The organism is Streptomyces sp. NPDC051662 (assembly GCF_040681655.1).
In the GTDB taxonomy this organism is placed as follows: domain Bacteria; phylum Actinomycetota; class Actinomycetes; order Streptomycetales; family Streptomycetaceae; genus Streptomyces.
This window is the reverse complement of the sequence record NZ_JBFAZD010000003.1, coordinates 394,842-412,826: the sequence shown is the minus strand read 5'-3', so window position 1 is coordinate 412,826 and position 17,985 is coordinate 394,842. Positions and strand designations below refer to the sequence as shown.

Genomic DNA, 17,985 nt, shown 5'->3' with positions numbered 1-17,985 from the left:
GCGGGGCCACTTCCGGCCGACGGGCGATCCGTCAGTTACGGGCCGAATTCGGCTCCGCCGTCAGCAATACCATCCGATGTCCCGGTGTTGCCACCGTGTTCAGGCCGGGGTGTCCGATGTCTCGCGCAAACCGCGGGGACGCATATCGGTCCAGTGCTCGTTGACGTAGTCGATGGCGGTCTCACGGTCCACGTCGCTCAGCGCGGCCGTCCAGCCCGCGGGGGCCGGGGCGAAGGCCGGCCACAGGGAGTGCTGGCCCTCGTCGTTGACCAGGACGTGGAAGACGCCGTCGGCGTCGTCGAAGGGGTTGGCGCTCATAGAGGTTCGTTCCTTTCACAGGTTCGGGCATGGCGTGGAGAGGAGGCAGGGGCAGAGGCCGTGCTCCGGGCTGGAGGTCCGGGGCTGAGCAGGCCGGCCACCGCGTCGTGGGGCGCCGCGGCGATCGCCCCCAGCAGGCGTTCCAGCTCGCTGGCCATCCGCTCGGCACGGGGACGCTCCACCGCGTCCGGACGGTGGCCGAGCCGCAGCGTCAACGGGCCGTCGCCGGCGAATGCCGCCAGCGTCAGTGGGTAGTGGGTGGCGTCGCGCCCCTCACTGTGCACGAGCCGCAATCCCGGGGTGGCACGTGCCAGGCTGACCCGGTCGAGGGGGTAGTTCTCGAAGACGACGTGCGTGTCGAAGAGCTCACGTCGGCCCACCAGCCGCTGGATGTCTCCCAGCCCGAGATGCTGGTGCGGCAGGAGCGCGGCCTGCTCGTCCTGGAAGCGTGCCAGCAGGTTCAGTACGGTCTCCGCCGGGTCGAACCGCAGGCGTACCGGCACGGTGTTGATGAACAGTCCGATCATCGATTCCATCCCGGCGATCTCCGGCCGACGGCCCGAGACGGTGGTGCCGAACACCACGTCCCGCACCCCGCCGTGCCGGGCGAGGAGGAGCGCCCAGGCGCCCTGGACCACAGTGTTGAGCGTGAGGCCGTGCGCGCTCAGGTCACGCAACGAAGCGGTCAGCGCCTCGGGCAGGGTGAACTCCACGGACCGTACGGGCACCGCGCCGCCACGGACAACGGCCTCGCCGTCGGTGCCTTGGAGGAGCGACGGCGCCTCCGCTCCGGCGAGAGCGGCCCGCCAGGCGTCCCGGGCGGCGTCACCGTCCTGGGCCGCCAGCACGGACAGATGCTCGCGGTAGGGCGTCACCGCGGGCAGCGCGCCGGGGGCGCCTCCCTCGGCGTACAGCGCGAACAACTCACCGACCAGCAAGGACACCGACCATCCGTCCAGCACCAGATGATGATGCGTCAGCACCAGCCGGTGTTCGTCCGGCCCCCACGCGAACAGCGTGAAGCGGAGCAGCGGAGGCCGGTCCAGCTCGAAGCGCCGACGCAGATCGGCAGCCGCGAGCCGGTCGAAGACCCGCTCGCGGCGCCCGGCCGACACCACCCCGAGATCCGTCTCACGCCACTCGGGCACGAGCGCGCCCGGCACCACCTGGACCGGACGGGGCAGCTCGTGATGGACGAATGCCGCCCGCAGATTGGGGTGCCGCTCCAGCAGCCCCGCCGCCGCCGCGCGCAGCGCCTCCCCGTCCACCTCGCCCCGCAGACACAGGACGAGTTGCGCCTGATAGACGTCCGGGCTGTCCGGGGCGTACAGCGAGTGGAAGAGCAGCCCCTGTTGGAGCGGTGTCAGCGGCAGGACGTCCATGAGGCCGGGGTGGGCCGACTCCAGGTGCTCGATCTCCGTCTGCTGGAGCGGGACCAGGGGCAGATCGGACGGGCTGTGTCCGCCCGCCCCGGGGGTTCTGGCGTGCACGACCAGGGCGTCGAGCGCGGTGAACCACAGCTCGGCCAGCTCCCGGATCTCCGCCTCCGTGAACGCGGTCTCCGCCCACGACCACGTGGCGTTCAGCCGCGGTCCGGCCGGACCGTCGACGGTCACCGCGTCGAGGCCGAGGAGATGTCCGCCGGGCGGTGTGAGTGCCCCGTCCGAGTCGGGCAGTGTGGTGAACTCCGCGGTGATGTCCCAGTCCTCACGGCCCTGCGCTGCGATTCGGCCCAGGTAGTTGAATCCGGCCCGGGGCGTACCCAAGGCGGACAGTTCCGGTGCCGCCGCCGGGTCGAGATGACGCAGTACGCCGTAACCGATACCCAGGTCGGGCACGGCCCGCAGCTGTTCCTTGACCCGCTTCAGGGCCCTGCCGAGCGCCGGGCCCGCGGTCCACACATCCGTCCAGTCACATCCGGTGGTCACCAGCCGGACGGGGAACATGCTGGTGAACCACCCCACTGTCCGCGACAGATCCATCTCCGGCAGCTCGGGACGTCCATGGGATTCCAGCTCGACGACCAGACCACGGGAGTCCCCGCCGGGCGTCCGGCCCCGGCGGCGGCGCCATTCCTCCGCGGCGAGGGCCAGCCCGGTGAGCAGTACGGGCTCCACACCGCACCGGAAGGCCGCGCCCACTTCCGTCAGCAGGGGGCGGGTGCGCTCCGGCGGCAGCGTCGCCGCGAACCGCCGTGTCGCTCCCCCCGCCGCCCCCTCCGGGGCGTCCGTCAGCGCGTCTCCTCCGGACAGCGCCTCTTTCCACCGGGCCAACTCGCCCTGCCGTGCGCCGGTTTCGCCCTGTCCGGCGAGATACCCGGCCCAGTCGCGGAACGGCGTCCCGGCGGAGGGCAGTACGGGAGGGCGGCTGTCGGCGACGGCCCGATGGGCCGCGGCCAGGTCCGGCAGCAGGATGCGCCAGGAGACCCCGTCGACGGCCAGATGATGTACGACGAGGACCAGCCGGCCAGGCCGAAGGGGCCCGCCGTCGAGGAACACCGCCGCCACCATCGCGCCCGCGGCGGGATCCAGGCTGCCCCGGGCCGCGCGGGCCGCGTCGGAGAGCAGTTCGGGCAGCCGGGCCCAGTCGGCGGCGGCATCGACCCGGCGTATACGGTCCCGCGCCCGCACCGCGCCGGGCGGCAGGGCCTCCAGCGCCCGGACCGCCGTATCAGCCGGACCGCCCGAACGGGCCGAGCCAGGGGGCCGGTTGTCTCCGCCCGCGTGGGCCGGTTCGGCCGGCCCGGCGGGTCTCATCCGCAGCCGCAGCGCCGCGTGATGGTCGAGCAGGGCCTGTACGGAGTCGGCCAGTTGCTCGCGGGTCAAGCCCGATGGGGTCCGGAGCGTGACGCACTGGCTGAAGGCAGCCGGATCGCCACCGGGCTGGTCCCGCCACCAGCGCATGATGGGAGTCAGCGGCAGCACACCGCTGCCGTCGTCCTCCTGCGACGGCACCGGGGCGGCACTCGCTTCGAACGCCTCTGCTCGCTGGGCCAGTTGGGACATGCTGGGGTAGCGGAAGACATCGCGCACGGTGATCCGCAGACCCGCTTCGCGGGCCCGGCTGACCAGCTGAATGGCCATGATGCTGTCGCCGCCGAGACGGAAGAAGCCGTCATCGACGCCCACCGACTCCTCACCGAGCAGTTCCGCGACCAGGTCGCACAGCACCCGTTCACGCGTGGTTCGCGGCGCCGCCGAACGCGGCACGGGCCGGGGCGGCGCGGGGAGTGCGGCGCGGTCGAGCTTGTGGTGACGGGTCAGCGGGAGGCGGTCCAGGAGGACGACGGTCGTCGGCACCATGTACTCGGGCAGCACACCGGCCACGTACTCCAGCGCCGCCGCCTCATCAACCCTCCGGCCCTCCTCCGCGACCGCATACGCCACCAGGCGTCGTTCGCCGGGCCGGTCCTCCCGTACGACCACCGCCGCCTGGCCGATCCCGCCGTGTCCGGTCAGTACCGCGGCGACCTCATCGGTCTCGATACGGAATCCGCGCAGCTTCACCTGGCCGTCGGCCCGGCCACCGAACGCCAGCACGCCGTCGGGCAGCCACCGGGCCAGATCGCCCGTACGGTACATCCGCGTCCCCGGCGGGCCGAACGGGTCGGCCACGAACCGCTCGGCCGTGAGCCCCGGGCGGTTCAGATAACCCCGTACGACCCCCGCACCGGCCAGATACAGCTCACCCGTCACACCCGCGGGCACGGGCCGCAGGAAGTCGTCGAGTACATAGACGCGGACGCCGTCCAGCGGGCGCCCGATCGGCACACCCGACCGGTGGGTCCGGTCCTCGGGACCGGCCGGGACGGGGCCGCCGACCGGGTGCCGGGTCGCGAACGTCGTCGCCTCCGCCGGCCCGTAGCCGTTCACCACGAGGGTGGACGGGCAGTGCCGGCGCACGGCGCTCACGGCGCGCGGCGCCACCACATCTCCCCCGGTCCACACCGCGTCCAGCTCCCGCAGACAACCGGGGTTCTCCTCGGCCACGAGGTGGAAGAGACCGGCGGTGAGCCACAGCGTGGTGATCCCCGTACCCGTGATCAGGCGCTCCAGTGTCGCCAGGTCAAGTTCGCCGGGCGGGGCCACCACCACCTCCCCGCCGTTCAGCAGCGGGACCCATGTCTCCAGGGTCGACGCGTCGAAGGAGAGCGGCGAATGCATCAGGACACGCGGCGGCCGGCCGCCTTGCCAGCAACTGTCGAGCGCGAGGGCGAGCACATCGCCATGGGTGACGGCCACGCCCTTGGGCACACCGGTCGAGCCGGAGGTGTAGATGACCTGCGCCAGACCCGCCGGACTCGCCGGGCCGCCCACCGGAGGAGTCCATCGGTTGTCGGCGGTGGCCGGACCGGCGTCCCGTACGTCGATGATCCGCGGACCGCCCTCGGGCCCGCCGCCCAGGAATCCGGCGCCCGGGAACGCGTCTCCCGAAGGCACGTCGTCCAGGGGGGTGCCCTCGCCCACGACCATCAGCCGCGTGCCCGACTCCGCCAGCACCCGGTCCCGCCGGGCACGCGGCGACCGCGAGTCCAACGGCACATACGCGCCACCGCACTTGAGGATCGCCAGCACGGCCACCACGAAATCCGCGCCCCGCTCCATCAGCACCGCGACCGGGGTCTCGGCCCCGACGCCGTACCCGGCCAGCCGTGCGGCCAGCCGGTCGGACCTGGCGTCCAACTCCCCGTAGGTCAGTACCTGCCCCGGGGCCAGGACCGCCGGAGCGTCGGGTGCGCGACGCGCCTGCTCGGCGAATCTCCCCGGCACGGTGTCATGCGTGAGCCGCGCGGGGACCGGTGAGGTGCCCCAGGCGGTGAGCAGCCGGGCACGCTCCCCGCCCTCCAGGATGTCGACCAGACGCACGGGGAGGTCGGGACCGGCGCAGACGCCCTCCAGCAGACGTGCGAAGCGGTCGCGGATCGCCTCCGCGGTCGCCCGGTCGAACAGCCCGGTCCGGTAGTCCAGTACGCCGTCCATCCCCAGGCAGGCGCCATCCGGACCGCGGTGCTCGTACAGGCTCCAGGAGAGATCGAACTTGGCGGCCCCGGTGCCGACCGTACCGATCTCGGCCGACAGTCCCGGAAGTTCGAGTCGCCGCGGAGGCGCCGCGGTGACGACCAGCATCACCTGGAACAGCGCCTGCCCGCTCGCGGAGCGGTGCGGCGCGAGCGCCTCCACCACTTGGTCGAAGGGGGTGTCCTGATGGGCGAAGGCGGCCAGATCGGCCTCCCGGATCCGCCCGAGCAGCTGACGGAACGTCATCGTGCCCGAGGGGTCGGAGGTGCTGGTGCGCAACACCAGTGTGTTCACGAAGAATCCGACGATCCCGTCCCAGCGCGCGTCGGCGCGCTCCGAGACCGCCGTCCCCACCGGGATGTCCGTACCGGCGCCGAGCCGGGTGAGCAGTGCCGCCAGCCCGGCGTGCACCACCATGAACACACTGGCGCGCTCGGTGGCGGCCAGTTCCGCCAGTCTGCTGTGCACCGGTGCGGGTAGATGGAACGTCACCGTGTCCCCGGCGTCCACCGCCTCGTCGTCCGTCGTCCCCGTAGTCCCCGCCGTCCGATCAGCGGGCAGTTCGATCCGCTCCGGCAGTCCGTCGAGTACCCGGGTCCAGTGGGCGAGCCCGCGCCGCGCCGGAGGTGTGGGGCCGCCGTCCGTACCCAGCGCCCGGCGCTGCCACCGGGTGAAGTCCGCGTACCGCACCGGCAGGGGCGCCCAGTCGGGCGTCCGGCCTCGCAGACGGGCGGTGTAGGCCGTACGGAGATCGGCCAGCAGCGGAACGAGGGACGCGTGGTCGCAGGCGATGTGGTGCAGCAGAAGCAGCAGCACCTGTTCGTCCGGGCCGGTGATGAACAGCTCGGCCCGCAGCGGACATTCGGCATCCAGCCGGAAGGCGTAGCGAGCACTCGTCGCGAGCGCCTCGGCCAACTCCCCCGCACCGGTCCGCGTGACGGTGAGCCGGGAGCCGGCATCCGCCGGTGACAGGATCCGCTGGACCGGTCGGCCGCCCGCCTCCTGGACGATGGTGCGCAGGGTCTCATGACGTACCGTCAGATCGAACAGTGCCGCCCGCAGCGCCTCCTCGTCCGCCTCGCCGGTCAACCGCAGCACCAAGGGCACGTTGTACGCGCTGTCGGGACCGGTGAGCGAGTGCAGGAACCACAGACGCCGTTGGGCGAAGGAGAGCGGCAGGTGGTCGGGACGGCCGTCCGTCACCACGCCGGAAGCCGGATCCGAGCCTTCGGTGTCCTCGGCCCCTTCGCTTCCTTCGGTTCCGTCGCTTCCTTCGGTTCCTTCGATGCCGTTGGTCCTGTCCGCATCCACGTCCAGGCCGACGTCCGGAGTGTGCCGCCACAGGTGCGCGGCGAGTTCCGCCACCGTCGGCCGCGCGAACACATCCCGTACGTCCAGTTCCATCCGGAATCGCTCGCGCACCGCGCTGACCAGCCGCGTCGCGCGGAGACTGTCGCCGCCGAGATCGAAGAAGCTGTCCTCGGGCCCGACCCGCCCCGTACCGAGGAGCTCCGCGTACAGGGAGGCGAGCCGTCGCTCCCGAGGGGTGCCGGGCGAGCCCGCGGCGCGTACCGGCGCCGCCGGGACCGGGGCGGGCAGCGCCGCCCGGTCCAGCTTGCCGTTGGCGGTGAGGGGCAACGACTCCAGGACGACGAACAGCGCGGGGACCAGATGCCCGGGCAGCCGCTCGCGCAGGTGCTCCCGCAGCCGCGCGGTGAAGGGGCCGGAATCGCCCACCGCCGCCGTCGTCGTCGCATCGCGCGCGGGAACCACATACGCCACCAGCCGCGCGTCACCACGACCGCCCCCGCCGCTGTGTTCGGCGTCGTCCGGTACGGCGGCCACGACCGCCTGCGCGACCCCGGACACGCCCAGCAGCGCGCTCTCGATCTCGGCGGGCTCGATACGGAAGCCGCGGACCTTGATCTGGTCGTCGGACCTGCCGAGGTACTCCAGGTCGCCGTCCGGCCGCCACCGTACGAGGTCACCCGACCGGTACAGCCGCGATCCCGGCGGGCCGTAGGGGTCGGCGACGAAGCGCGCCGCGGTCGGACCGGGCCGGTCGAGATATCCCCTGGCCACCCCGGGGCCCGCCACATACAGCTCCCCCGTCGTCCCGGGCGGCACCGGACGCAGCCGGCCGTCCAGTACGTAGAGGCGGGTTCCGGGCAGCGACGTCCCGACCGGGCTGCCCGGCCGGCCGCCATGACGGGCGGCGAGATCGAGCCGGGTGGCGTGGACCGTGATTTCGGTGATGCCGTACATATTGACCAGGACCGGAGAGGCGTCACCGCGCCGCCGGAACCAGGACCGCAGCCGCGCGGGCCGCAGCGCCTCACCACCGAGGATCACCCAGCGCAGCGCCAGGTCCCGGCCCCGGTCGGGCTCCTCGTCATCGGCCGCCGCCAGCGCGTAGAAGGCGGACGGCGTCTGGTTCAGCACCGTCACCCGCTCCCGGGCGAGCAGGCCCAGGAACTCCCGGGGCGACCGGCTCACATCACGAGGGACGACGACCAGCCGCCCGCCGTGCGCCAGCGCGCCCCACATCTCCCACACCGAGAAGTCGAAGGCGCAGGAGTGGAACATCGTCCACACATCACCGGCATGGAACCCGAAGCCGGCCGCGGCACTCTCCAGCAGCGACACCACGCTGTGGTGCTCCACCACCACGCCCTTGGGCCGGCCGGTGGAGCCCGAGGTGTAGATGACATACGCGGCGTGGCCGGGCGTCAGCGGGCCCTTACGGTCCGCGTCCAGCGGGTCGGTGGACGAGAACTCCTCCAGAGGCCCGGCCGGATCGTCCGGAGTGACCACACACACCGGCCGCGCGTCCGCCATGATCGTGCCGACGCGGTCGGCGGGCCAGGCCGGGTCGATGGGCACATACGCCGCGCCCGTCTTGGTCACCGCGAGGATCGCCGTGACCAGTTCGACCGAGCGGGGCAGCAGGACGGCGACCGTGTCCCCCGGACCGGCGCCGCGTCGGATCAGCGCCCCGGCCAGCCGGTTGGCACGGGCGTTGAGATCCCCGTACGACAGCACGTCCGGCCCGCAGGTGACCGCCGGGGCCTCCGGGGTCCGCGCGGCCCAGCGCTCCACCAGCCGCGGCAGTGTGACGGTGGGCCGGAGCGGTGGGGTGCCGGCGCGGGGCACCGTCCGCCGCCGCTCCCCGACCGACAGAAGCCCCAACTCCCCGACCGGGCGGTCGGGTTCGGCGAGCAGACCGGTCAGCAGCCGTACGAACCGGCGCGCCTCGGCGGCGGCCTCGCGCGGGCCGTACCGGGCCGGGTCGGCGTAGAGGTCGACGCGCAGCCCGGAGCGCGACGTCTCCGGGTGGACGGTGACGGAGAGATCCTCCACCGGGCCGACGGCGAGATGGTGCATCGTCATCGGCCGGCCCGCGAACCGCCGTCCGAAACTGAAGGGCATCACGTTCACGGCGAGCCCGTACAGCGCCTGCCCGGTACCGGTCAGGCCCAGATCGCGGTGCAGATCCTCGGCGCGGTAGTGCTGATGGGCGAGGGCGGACGTCATCTCGGCAGCCACGGCACGGACCAGCTCGGCCGCGGGCCGGTCCACGCGCACCGGCACCCGCAACGGCAGCACGTTCGAGGTCATACCGCCCACGGCGCGGGCCACGGCGCCCGTACGACCGGCGACCGGCAGCCCCAGCACCACCTCCTCGCCGCCGCCCGCTCCGGCGCGCGCGTGTGCCAGCAGGGCCGCCGCGGCCGTGGCCACCGCCGGCCACCGGACCCCGAGCCGCCGGGCCAGCAGCCGCAGTTCGGCCAGCCCCTGTCCCGGCAGCCGGGCGACACCGCGCGCCGCCACCCCGCTCAGGGCCTCTCCCCCATCGAGCGCGTCCGCCGTGCCGGGTCCGCCCGGACCGGCGCGACCGGTTTCGGGCCGGGCCGGCAGGGGGCGCGGGTCGGCCATCCGGCCGGTCCAGTACGCACGGTCGGCGCCGAAGTCCGATGAGGACCGGTAGTCGGCCTCCGCCCGCAGCAGCGCCTCCAGCGGGACCCGGGGGCCGGGCTCAGGGGTCTCCCCGCGCTCCAGCGCCGCGTAGATCTCGCCGAGGCGCCGGGCGAAGAGCGCGCCGCCCAGGCCGTCCATCACCAGGTGGTGGCAGAGCAGATACCAGCACACCCGCCCGTCCGAGAGCCGGATGAACGCCGTACGGAACAACGGACCCGCCGCGAGGTCGAACGGGCGCGCCGCGTCGGCCCGCATCCACTCCACCGCCGCGGCCATCGGGAACCGCTCCCGTCGCAGATCCAGCACAGGCACCCGCCACGGCGGCAGCGGCCCGACCCGCTGCCGGGGCTCCTCGCCCTCCGCCGCGGGAAACCGGGCCCGCAGCGGCTCCGCCTCCGCCACCGTGAGCCGGAAAGCCGTCTCGAACAGCCCGGGATCCAGCTCCCCGGACACCTCGAAACCCGCCGCCACGTGGTACCGGGCCGGCGGGGCGAACTGCTGTCCCAGCCATACCCCGTACTGCGCGGTGGAAAGAGGGACGGAGCCGGGGCGGTCCGCCGTGTTCCCCGGCTCCGTACCCTGCCTCATACGACATTCCCCGGTGTGGCCGGACGGGCCTTCAGCCGCTGGGAGAGCACCTGGGCGACATCGCCCAGCGGGCCGGGCCGCCCCAGCTCACCGTGGGTGCAGTCGATGGGCAGTATCTCCACCCCGCCGGCGTCCACCAGCGGACGCCACAGGTCACGGGCGACCTCCGGGGAGGTCTCCCGTGCGGTGAAGATCAGTGGGTCGCCGGTGAACCGGCCGGGCTTGTGGGCGTAGGAGAGCGCCGAGTTGTTGGCGAAGATCCGGGCGACCGCGGCGACGCGCTGCTCGTCGAACGAGGCCAGCAGCCCCGTCTGTTCGCGGGCGATCTCCACGAACCGGGGATAGGTCAGTGACTCGCCCGCCCAGCCGCTGGGGTCGTACCCGAAGAACTCCAGCACCATCGCCAGCACATCCCCGCCGGTCACCTGGGCCGTCGGCCGGCCCGCGCTGTCCTTCGCCCGGTCCGCGGGAAAGGCGTCCAGAACCGCCAGCAGTCGGACGCTCTCGCCGCTCGACTGGAGCTGTACCGCCATCTCGTGGGCCACCAGCCCGCCGAACGACCAGCCGAGCAACTGGTACGGGCCGGTGGGCTGCACGGAGCGGATGTGATCCACATAGTCCGCCGCCATCTCCCGCAGGGACGCGGGCAGCACCTCCTCGCCGTCAAGTCCCCGCGCCTGGAGGCCGTACACCGGCTGGTCCGTACCCAGCGGACCGGTGAGCCCGGCGTAGGACCAGGCGATCCCCGCCGCCGGGTGGACACAGAACAGCGGCGGACGCGCGCCGGATTCGCGCAGCGGCAGCAGAACGCCGATCCCGCTCCCCGGGTCCCGCTGTGTGCCGGCGAGCAGTACCTCGGCCGCCGCGTCGGTGCTCCCGGCGGACTCGCCGGCCCTCTCTCCGGCGCTCTCGCCACCCGTCATGAAACCGCCGACGCTCCGGGTGGGCTCGGTGGCCGCCGTGGTCAGCAGCCCGACGAACCGGTCCGCGAGCGACTCCACCCGCTCGCGTTCCATCAGATGCGGGCGGTAGTCGAAGCGCAGCAGCAGCCGTTCGCCGCGCGCGGACACCACCAGATTCAGCGGGAAGTGCGGGGCGTCGTCCCCATACGCCCGCGCCAGCTTCAGCCCCGGTGCGGGTTCCGCCAACTCGTCGGTGTCCAGCGGGTAGTTCTCGAACGCCATCACGGTGTCGAACGGGTTCCCCACATCCGTGATCCGGCGGATCTCACCGAGGCTGATGTGGTGGTACGGCAGCAGCCGGGCCTGCTCCCGCTGAAGCCTCACCAGCAGCGCGCCCAACGACTCCACCGGATCCAGCAGCACCCGCGTCGGCACGGTGTTGATGAAGAGCCCGACCATCGTTTCCACACCGACGAGTTCCGCGGGCCGCCCCGAGACCACGGAGCCGAACACCACATCGGTGTTGCCGGTCTCCTGCCCCAGCAGAATGCCCCAGCCCGCCTGGAGCACCGTGTTGGTCGTCACGCCGTGCCGGCGGGCCATGTCGACCAGGGCCACGGTCGTCTCCGCGCTCAGCTGTACGGTGACATTGCGCGGCGCCATCGGCTCGGCCGTGCCCTCCTCCAGAGCGACCCGGGTCGATGTCGTCAGCCCCGCCAGCGCCTCCCGCCAGGCGGCCTCCGCCTCCGTACCGTCGACCCGGCCGAGCCACGACAGATACTCCCGGAAGGGGGTGGTGGCCGGAAGATCCACCGGCGGAAGGTGCCCACGCGTGACGGAACCCTCGCCGCCCGCCTCGCGGTAGAGGGCGAACAGCTCCCGCAGCACGATGGGCAACGACCAGCCGTCCATCAGGATGTGATGGGTCGTCAGAACGACCCGGTGGCGGTTGTCGCCCAGCCGGATCAGCATCATCCGCATCATCGGCGGAGCGGTCGGGGTGAATCGACGGCCGCGCTCCAGATCCAGCAGGCGATCGATCTCCGGCTCGCGGGCGTCCTCCGCCAGCGCGCCCAGATCCTCCTCCCGCCAGGGCAGTTCGGCCGCGGCACCGAACACCTGGACCGGCTCGGCCAGGCCCTCGTGGACGAAGGCGGCGCTCAGGTTGGTGTGCCGCCGCAGCAGTGCCCGGCCCGCGGCACGCAGCCGGTCGGGGTCCAGATCGCCGATGAGTTCCAGCCACACCTGCACGGTATAGACGCTGTGTTCGCCGACCGGTGCGTCCGCCTCCCCCGCCTCCTCCCGGGCGCCCTCGTCCGTCTCCGTATCGGTGCCCAATCCGCTGACCAGGACGTGGTACAGCAGCCCCTGTTGCAGCGGCGACAGCGGAAGAATCTCCTCCAGGTCCGGATAGTCGCGCTCCAGCCGCTCGACCTCGTCCTGGCTGAGGCCGGTCAGCGGGAAGTCGGACGGCGTACGGCCACCCGCCCCGGGCTCCGCGGCATGCGCGGCCAGCGCGTCCAGGATCTCGAACCAGGTGTCCGCCAGCCGATCGACCAGCCGCTCGTCGAGAATGCCATCCGGCCAGGTGAGACTGACGCCGAGTTCGGGTCCCCGCGCCGTGTCCTGGGTCAGGGCGGTGATCTCCAGCGGATGCGCCAGCGGCATGTCCGCGTCGGCTCCCGCGCTCATGCCCGTCTCCGGCGCGGGACCCCAGTCCGCCTCCCCCGACGCCGCGGGCAGCAGGAACCGCCCGAAGTAGTTGAATCCGATCTCCCTCGGCGGGGCGGCGGCCAGGGCGCCCGAGGTCTCCGGGTTCAGGAAGCGCAGCAGACCGAAACCGATGCCCTTGTCGGGGATCGCCCGCAGCTGCTCCTTCACCCGCCGCAGCGCCCGGCCCAGCTCCTGGGGGGAGTCGCGCCGGTCCGGGGTGCCGGCGGCGCCGGGCGCGAGCCGTATCGGGTACATGCTGGTGAACCAGCCCGCCGTACGGGACAGATCGGCGCCGGGAACGACCGGCTCACGGCCGTGCCCCTCCACATCGATCACCACATCGCTCTCACCGCCGACACAGCGCCGCACCGCCAGCGCGAGCGCGGTCAGCAGCACATCGTTGATCTCGCAGTGGAAAGCGGCCGGAATCGTGCTGAACAGATGCCGGGCCCGGTCGGCGCCGTACGTCACCGCACGGGAGCGCGCGCGCCCCGTGGTGTCCACGGCCGGGTCCAGCGGCCTCTTCGCCAGCCGGGGCCCCGGCGTGGCCAGTATCCCGGTCCACAGAGGAAGTTCGGAGGTACGGCGCTCCTCGCGCGCCTGCGCGGACAGCGCGCGGCTCCAGTGCCGCAACGACGTCTCCACCGGACGCAGCGCGGGAACCCGGCCCGCTTCGAGATCCTGGTAGGCCCCGACCAGATCGGGCACCAGAATCCGCCAGGACACCCCGTCACAGGCCAGGTGATGCGCCATGAAGATCAGCCGGCCCGGTGCGTCCGCGCCCGCGTCGAGCCAGACGATACGCACCATCGTGCCCGCCTGGACGTCCAGTTGGCCCTTCGCCCGGCCGGCCTCGGCGGTGAGGACGCGCCCCAGATCATCGACACCCCTGACATCGACCCGCCGCACACACGACGCGGCGGACACCGAGCCCGGCGGCCGTACCGAGAGCCGCCACTCGGCCGACGACCGGTCGAGCCGCAGCCGCAGGGCGTCATGGTGGTCAAGGAGCTTCTGTACGGCGGCGACCAGCCGGTCCTCGCGCACCCCGCCGGGGACCTGGAGCAGCACGGCCTGGTGGAAGCCGTCGACCGGGCCGTCCAGTTCGCGGAGCCAGCGCATGATCGGGGTGAGCGGTATGTCGCCGACGCCCGAGGCGGCGCCCCCGGACCTGGTACGCGTGGTCTCACGGGCGGCGGCGGCCAGCGCCTTGACGGTCTTGTACTCGAAGATGTCCTGCGGGGTGAGCACCAGCCCCACCTGACGCAGCCGGCTCACCAGCTGGATCGACATGATGCTGTCGCCACCGAGGTCGAAGAAGCTGGCGTCCACGGGGACCTCGGACTGCCGCAGGACCTCGGAGAACACCCGTGCGACCTGCTCGACGCGGGTCTCCGCGGGCGTCACCAGGGGCGCACGCGGAGCCGTCGGCTCCGGCGCGACGGGCGCGACGGGCGCGGCCGGCTCGGCGGGCGCGACGGGCGCGGCCGGCTCGGCGGGCTCCGCGGACCTGGCCGGCTCGGCGGGCCCGGCGACCGGTGCCGTGGCGGCGGGCTCCGGCGCGACGGCTGGCTCCGTGTCACGGTCGAGCTTGCCGCTGGGGGTGCGCGGCAGCGACTCGGCGAGCCGTACCTCCCCCGGGACCAGATACGCGGGCAGCCGCTCGGCGGCCCACTCCCGAAGCGCCTCGGGATCCGGGCACCCCGCTCCCGTCACGGGCACCGCGTAGGCGACGAGCCGTGCGTCACCGGCCGCGTCCTTCCGTACCGCGGCCATGGCCTCGCTCACCCCGGGGTGAGCGGCGAGTACCGTCTCCAGCTCGCCCAGTTCTATCCGGAATCCGCTGATCTTGACCTGCGCGTCGGCCCGTCCCAGATAACGGAGTTGTCCGTCCTCGCGCCAGAGGGCGAGATCCCCGGTCCGGTACATACGGCTGCCCGGCGGACCGAACGGATCGGCCACGAAGCTCGCCGCGCTCAGTCCCGGCCTGCGCAGATAGCCGCGGGCCAGCCCGGCACCCGCCAGATACAGCTCGCCGCGCCGTCCCGGCTCCACCGGCTGAAGCGCGCCGTCGAGTACGTACGCGCGCATATGCGTCAGCGGACGCCCGATGGGCGGCGCACCGCCAGCCGGGGACTCACCGGCCGCTGAGTCCCCGGCCGGGGATCCGTCGGAGGACCAGGCCGTGGCGTACACGGTGGCCTCGGTCGGTCCGTAGACATTGAGCAGTCTGCTGCCGGGCATGGTCCGCGCCACGCGGGCGGCGAGGGCGGCGGGAAGTGCCTCGCCGGCCATCGCGAGCGTCTTGGCCGACAGCTCCACGCCGCCGAACTCCATGAGCTTCGCGAACACGGAGGGAATCGCGCACAGCAGCCCGCCCGACCAGCGCGGCGGGTCACCGTCGAGCAGTGACAGCAGATTGCCGACCACCTCGACACTGCCGCCGGTGGCCAGCGCGGGGAAGATCTCGGCCACCGACACATCGAAGCTGAACGAGGTAGCGGCCAGCGTGTGGGCGAGGGCCCCCGCGCCGAACTCGGCGGCCACCCAGGCGATCAGCGGCACCACCCCGCGGTGAGCGGCCACGACACCCTTCGGTGTCCCGCTGGATCCCGATGTGTAGATCACATACGCCGGATGCTCGGGCAGCAGTGGCGCCACGCGGTCCGCGTCGGTGGGCGGCTTCGGGGAGCAGCCCACCAGCTCGTCGGCGGTCTTCGCGTCATCCAGTACGAGTACGCCGACGCCGCCCGGGAGACCGTCGATGTCCAGGTCCGCGCCGGCCGCGTCGGTCACCAGGCACCGGGGGCGCGCGTCGTCGATCATGAAGCGGAGTCGCCGCGCCGGGTAGGCGGGGTCGAGCGGCAGATACGCGGCGCCGGTCTTCAGCACCGCGAGCATCGCGACGATCGCCTCGGCCGACCGGGGCAGCAGCAGCCCCACCACCTGTTCGGGTCCTGCCCCGCGGCGGATGAGCAGATGGGCCAGCCGATTGGCCCGCTCGTGGAGTTCGCCGTAGGTGAGCCGCGTCGTACGGTCCCGGACGGCGATCTCGTCCGGGTGCCTGGCCGCCGCGCTCTCCAGCAGCTCCGTGAGCGTGCCCTGCGGGGAGCGCCGCTCCGGGGCCCCCGTCCAGCCGTGTACGGTCGCGCGCAGGCCGGCGTCCAGCAGCTCGAAGGAGCCCACGGGCAGGCCGGGAGCGGCCACGGCGGCGGACAGCAGACGTCCGAAACGCCGTCCGTGGGCCGCCAGTTCGGCGGCGGTGTACCGGCTCGGCGCGCCCAGGAAGGTGATCCTCAGACGGCTGTCGCCGGGGTGCTCGTCCATCACCACGCGCAGATCCTGGACCGGTTCATGGTCCACCCTGCGGGTGACGGCGGTCAGCGCCCCGAACCGGATCTCCGGCCCGGGGGTCCGGATATCGGCGACGGGCCCGTAGAGCCGCGGGCGGGTGCCCGGGATTCCCAGCTCCCGGCAGAGTTCCTCGTGCCGCAGCCGCTGACGGGCGCGGATGCGGCGGCTCTCCTGGGCCGCCCGCTGGACGAGTTGGCCGAAGCCCATACCGGGACGCACCGTCAGCCGCGGCGCCGCGATGTCCTCGGCGGCGCCCGGCACACGCTGGGAGACCCGGCTCTGCCGTCCGTCGACCGGCAGCCCGAGCACCAGGTCCGTACCGCCGGTCATCCGGTGCGTGTACGCGCCGACGGCGGCCAGCAGCACGGCCCGGGACGCCGTGCCGCTGTAGCGGGCCGCGGCGCGCAGCCGGTCGGAGTCGGTGGTGGTGAGAACCACCGGAATCGGGGGCTCCGCCGGAGCCTGGACCGGAGCGTCGACGGCACTCCGCGCCGACTCCTCGGCGAGGGTCACCGGCTCGGTGCGGCCCGCGACATACTCCCGCCAGAACGCGAGATCCCTGCCGCGTTCGTCCGACGCCCGGTACTCGGCCTCCTCCGCGAGCAGCACCGCCGGTGACGCCAACGCCGAATCCCCCGGCGGCCGTCCCTCGGCGCGCGCCGTGTAGACCTCCGCCACCCGGCGGGTGATCAGCGAGCAGCCGAAGCCGTCGAGTATCGAACGGTGATGCCGGTGGAACCAGTGGAAGCGGTGCGCGGAGAGACGGATCAGCGCCTGCGCCGACGCCGCGTTCCCGGCCGGGCGGGGCGAGCGGGCGAGCTGGGCCCGTATCCACTCCTCGGCCGCGGTGACCGGGGCGGGCGAGACGCTGACGTCCACCAGGGGAAGCGGCAGGCCCTCGGTGAGTTCCAGGGCCGGGGGCCCCTGCGTACCCGGATCGCTCGCGGGCAGCCGCACGCGCAGCGCGTCGCTCTCCTGGACGACCTGGGCCAGCGCCTTCTCGAACGCCGTGACGTCCAGGGCGCCATGGATCTCCACGACCTCCGCGACAAACCGGCCCGGCCCCCAGGGGTCGGCGGGCGACTCGCGCCAGACCTCCAGGCCCGCGGCGGACATCGCGGTACGCGCACTCTGGTGGTCAGCCATGGCTGGCTCCTCCCCGCGAGACGAGATGGTGCTCCGGATGCTGCCTCTGCTCCTGGTACTGATAGAAACCGCGGCCCGACTTACGGCCGACGCTGCCTTCCGCGACATGACGGGCGAGCAGGGCGCACGGCCGGAAACGTTCGTCGCCGGTGAACTCGCGCAGTACTTCGAGTGAGTCGAGCACGGTGTCGAGCCCGATCAGGTCGGCCGTACGCAGCGGCCCCATCGGATGGCCGAAGCAGTCCTGGAAGATCCGGTCCACGGTCTCGGCGTCGGCCGTTCCCTCGCCCAGTACGGTGGCGGCCTCGTTGAGCGTCAGCATCAGCACACGGTTCGTCACGAAGCCGGGCGCGTCACGGACCACGAGGGCCCGCTTGCCGAGGTCCGCGAGGAGGTCCACGGTCCGCCGGACGGTCCACTCGCTGGTCCCCGGCGCGCGGATGACCTCCACGGCGTCCTTGAGGGGAGCCGGGTTCATGAAGTGGGTGCCGATGACCCGGTCGGGCCGGCCGGTGACCGAGCCGAGCCGGGTGATCGGGATGCACGAGGTGCAGGACGCGAAGACCGTGTCAGGACCGCACACCTGATCCAGCTGCCGCAGGATCTCCTCCTTGATCGGCACCTTCTCCCGCGCGCACTCGACCACGAAGAGAGCCTGGGCCAGGTCCGGGAGTTCCGCCGACCAGACGATCCGGTCCTCCGGGGACGGGGACGGCGACGGCGACGGGGTCGGGGTCGGGGACGGCGACGGAGAGGAGCGCCGTCGTAACAGCCTCGCCATCCGCACCCCCGCGCGGAGGCGGGCCGGGCCGCTGCTGAGCGCCGCCGGATCGGGATCGACGACCACCACGGGATACCCGGCCTCCGCGAAGCACTGCGCCACGCCGACCCCCATGGTTCCGGCACCGACGACGCCCACGGGCGCGCCAGTGGTCATGGCCGGCTCACTGTCCTTGCGTTCGCGCACG

At 73.0% G+C, this 17,985-nt stretch carries 4 protein-coding genes; all 4 read right to left on the bottom strand.

All coding sequences use genetic code 11. The annotated features are described in order from the left end of the window. Positions 1 to 99: 99 nt before the first annotated feature. From AB0M67_RS07230 to AB0M67_RS07215, 4 genes are read right to left on the bottom strand one after another with little or no spacing between them, the layout of a single operon-like run. Positions 100 to 318, bottom strand: a complete 219-nt coding sequence (locus AB0M67_RS07230; RefSeq protein WP_365743533.1) for an MbtH family NRPS accessory protein — start codon at positions 316 to 318, stop codon at positions 100 to 102. After that, entirely contained in the window at positions 315 to 9,902 is a 9,588-nt protein-coding gene (locus AB0M67_RS07225) for an amino acid adenylation domain-containing protein (RefSeq protein WP_365743531.1), read from the bottom strand. The genes AB0M67_RS07230 and AB0M67_RS07225 overlap by 4 nt, the downstream gene beginning before the upstream one ends. Continuing rightward, on the bottom strand, positions 9,899 to 17,017 hold the full coding sequence (locus AB0M67_RS07220; RefSeq protein ID WP_365743529.1) for an amino acid adenylation domain-containing protein: 7,119 nt from the start codon (positions 17,015 to 17,017) through the stop codon (positions 9,899 to 9,901). Before AB0M67_RS07220 ends, AB0M67_RS07225 begins: the two co-directional genes overlap by 4 nt. Next, positions 17,010 to 17,984: a 3-hydroxyacyl-CoA dehydrogenase family protein gene (locus AB0M67_RS07215; RefSeq protein WP_365743527.1), complete on the bottom strand. Its 975-nt coding sequence runs from the start codon at positions 17,982 to 17,984 to the stop codon at positions 17,010 to 17,012. Before AB0M67_RS07215 ends, AB0M67_RS07220 begins: the two co-directional genes overlap by 8 nt. Between the last annotated feature and the right edge of the window lies 1 nt (position 17,985).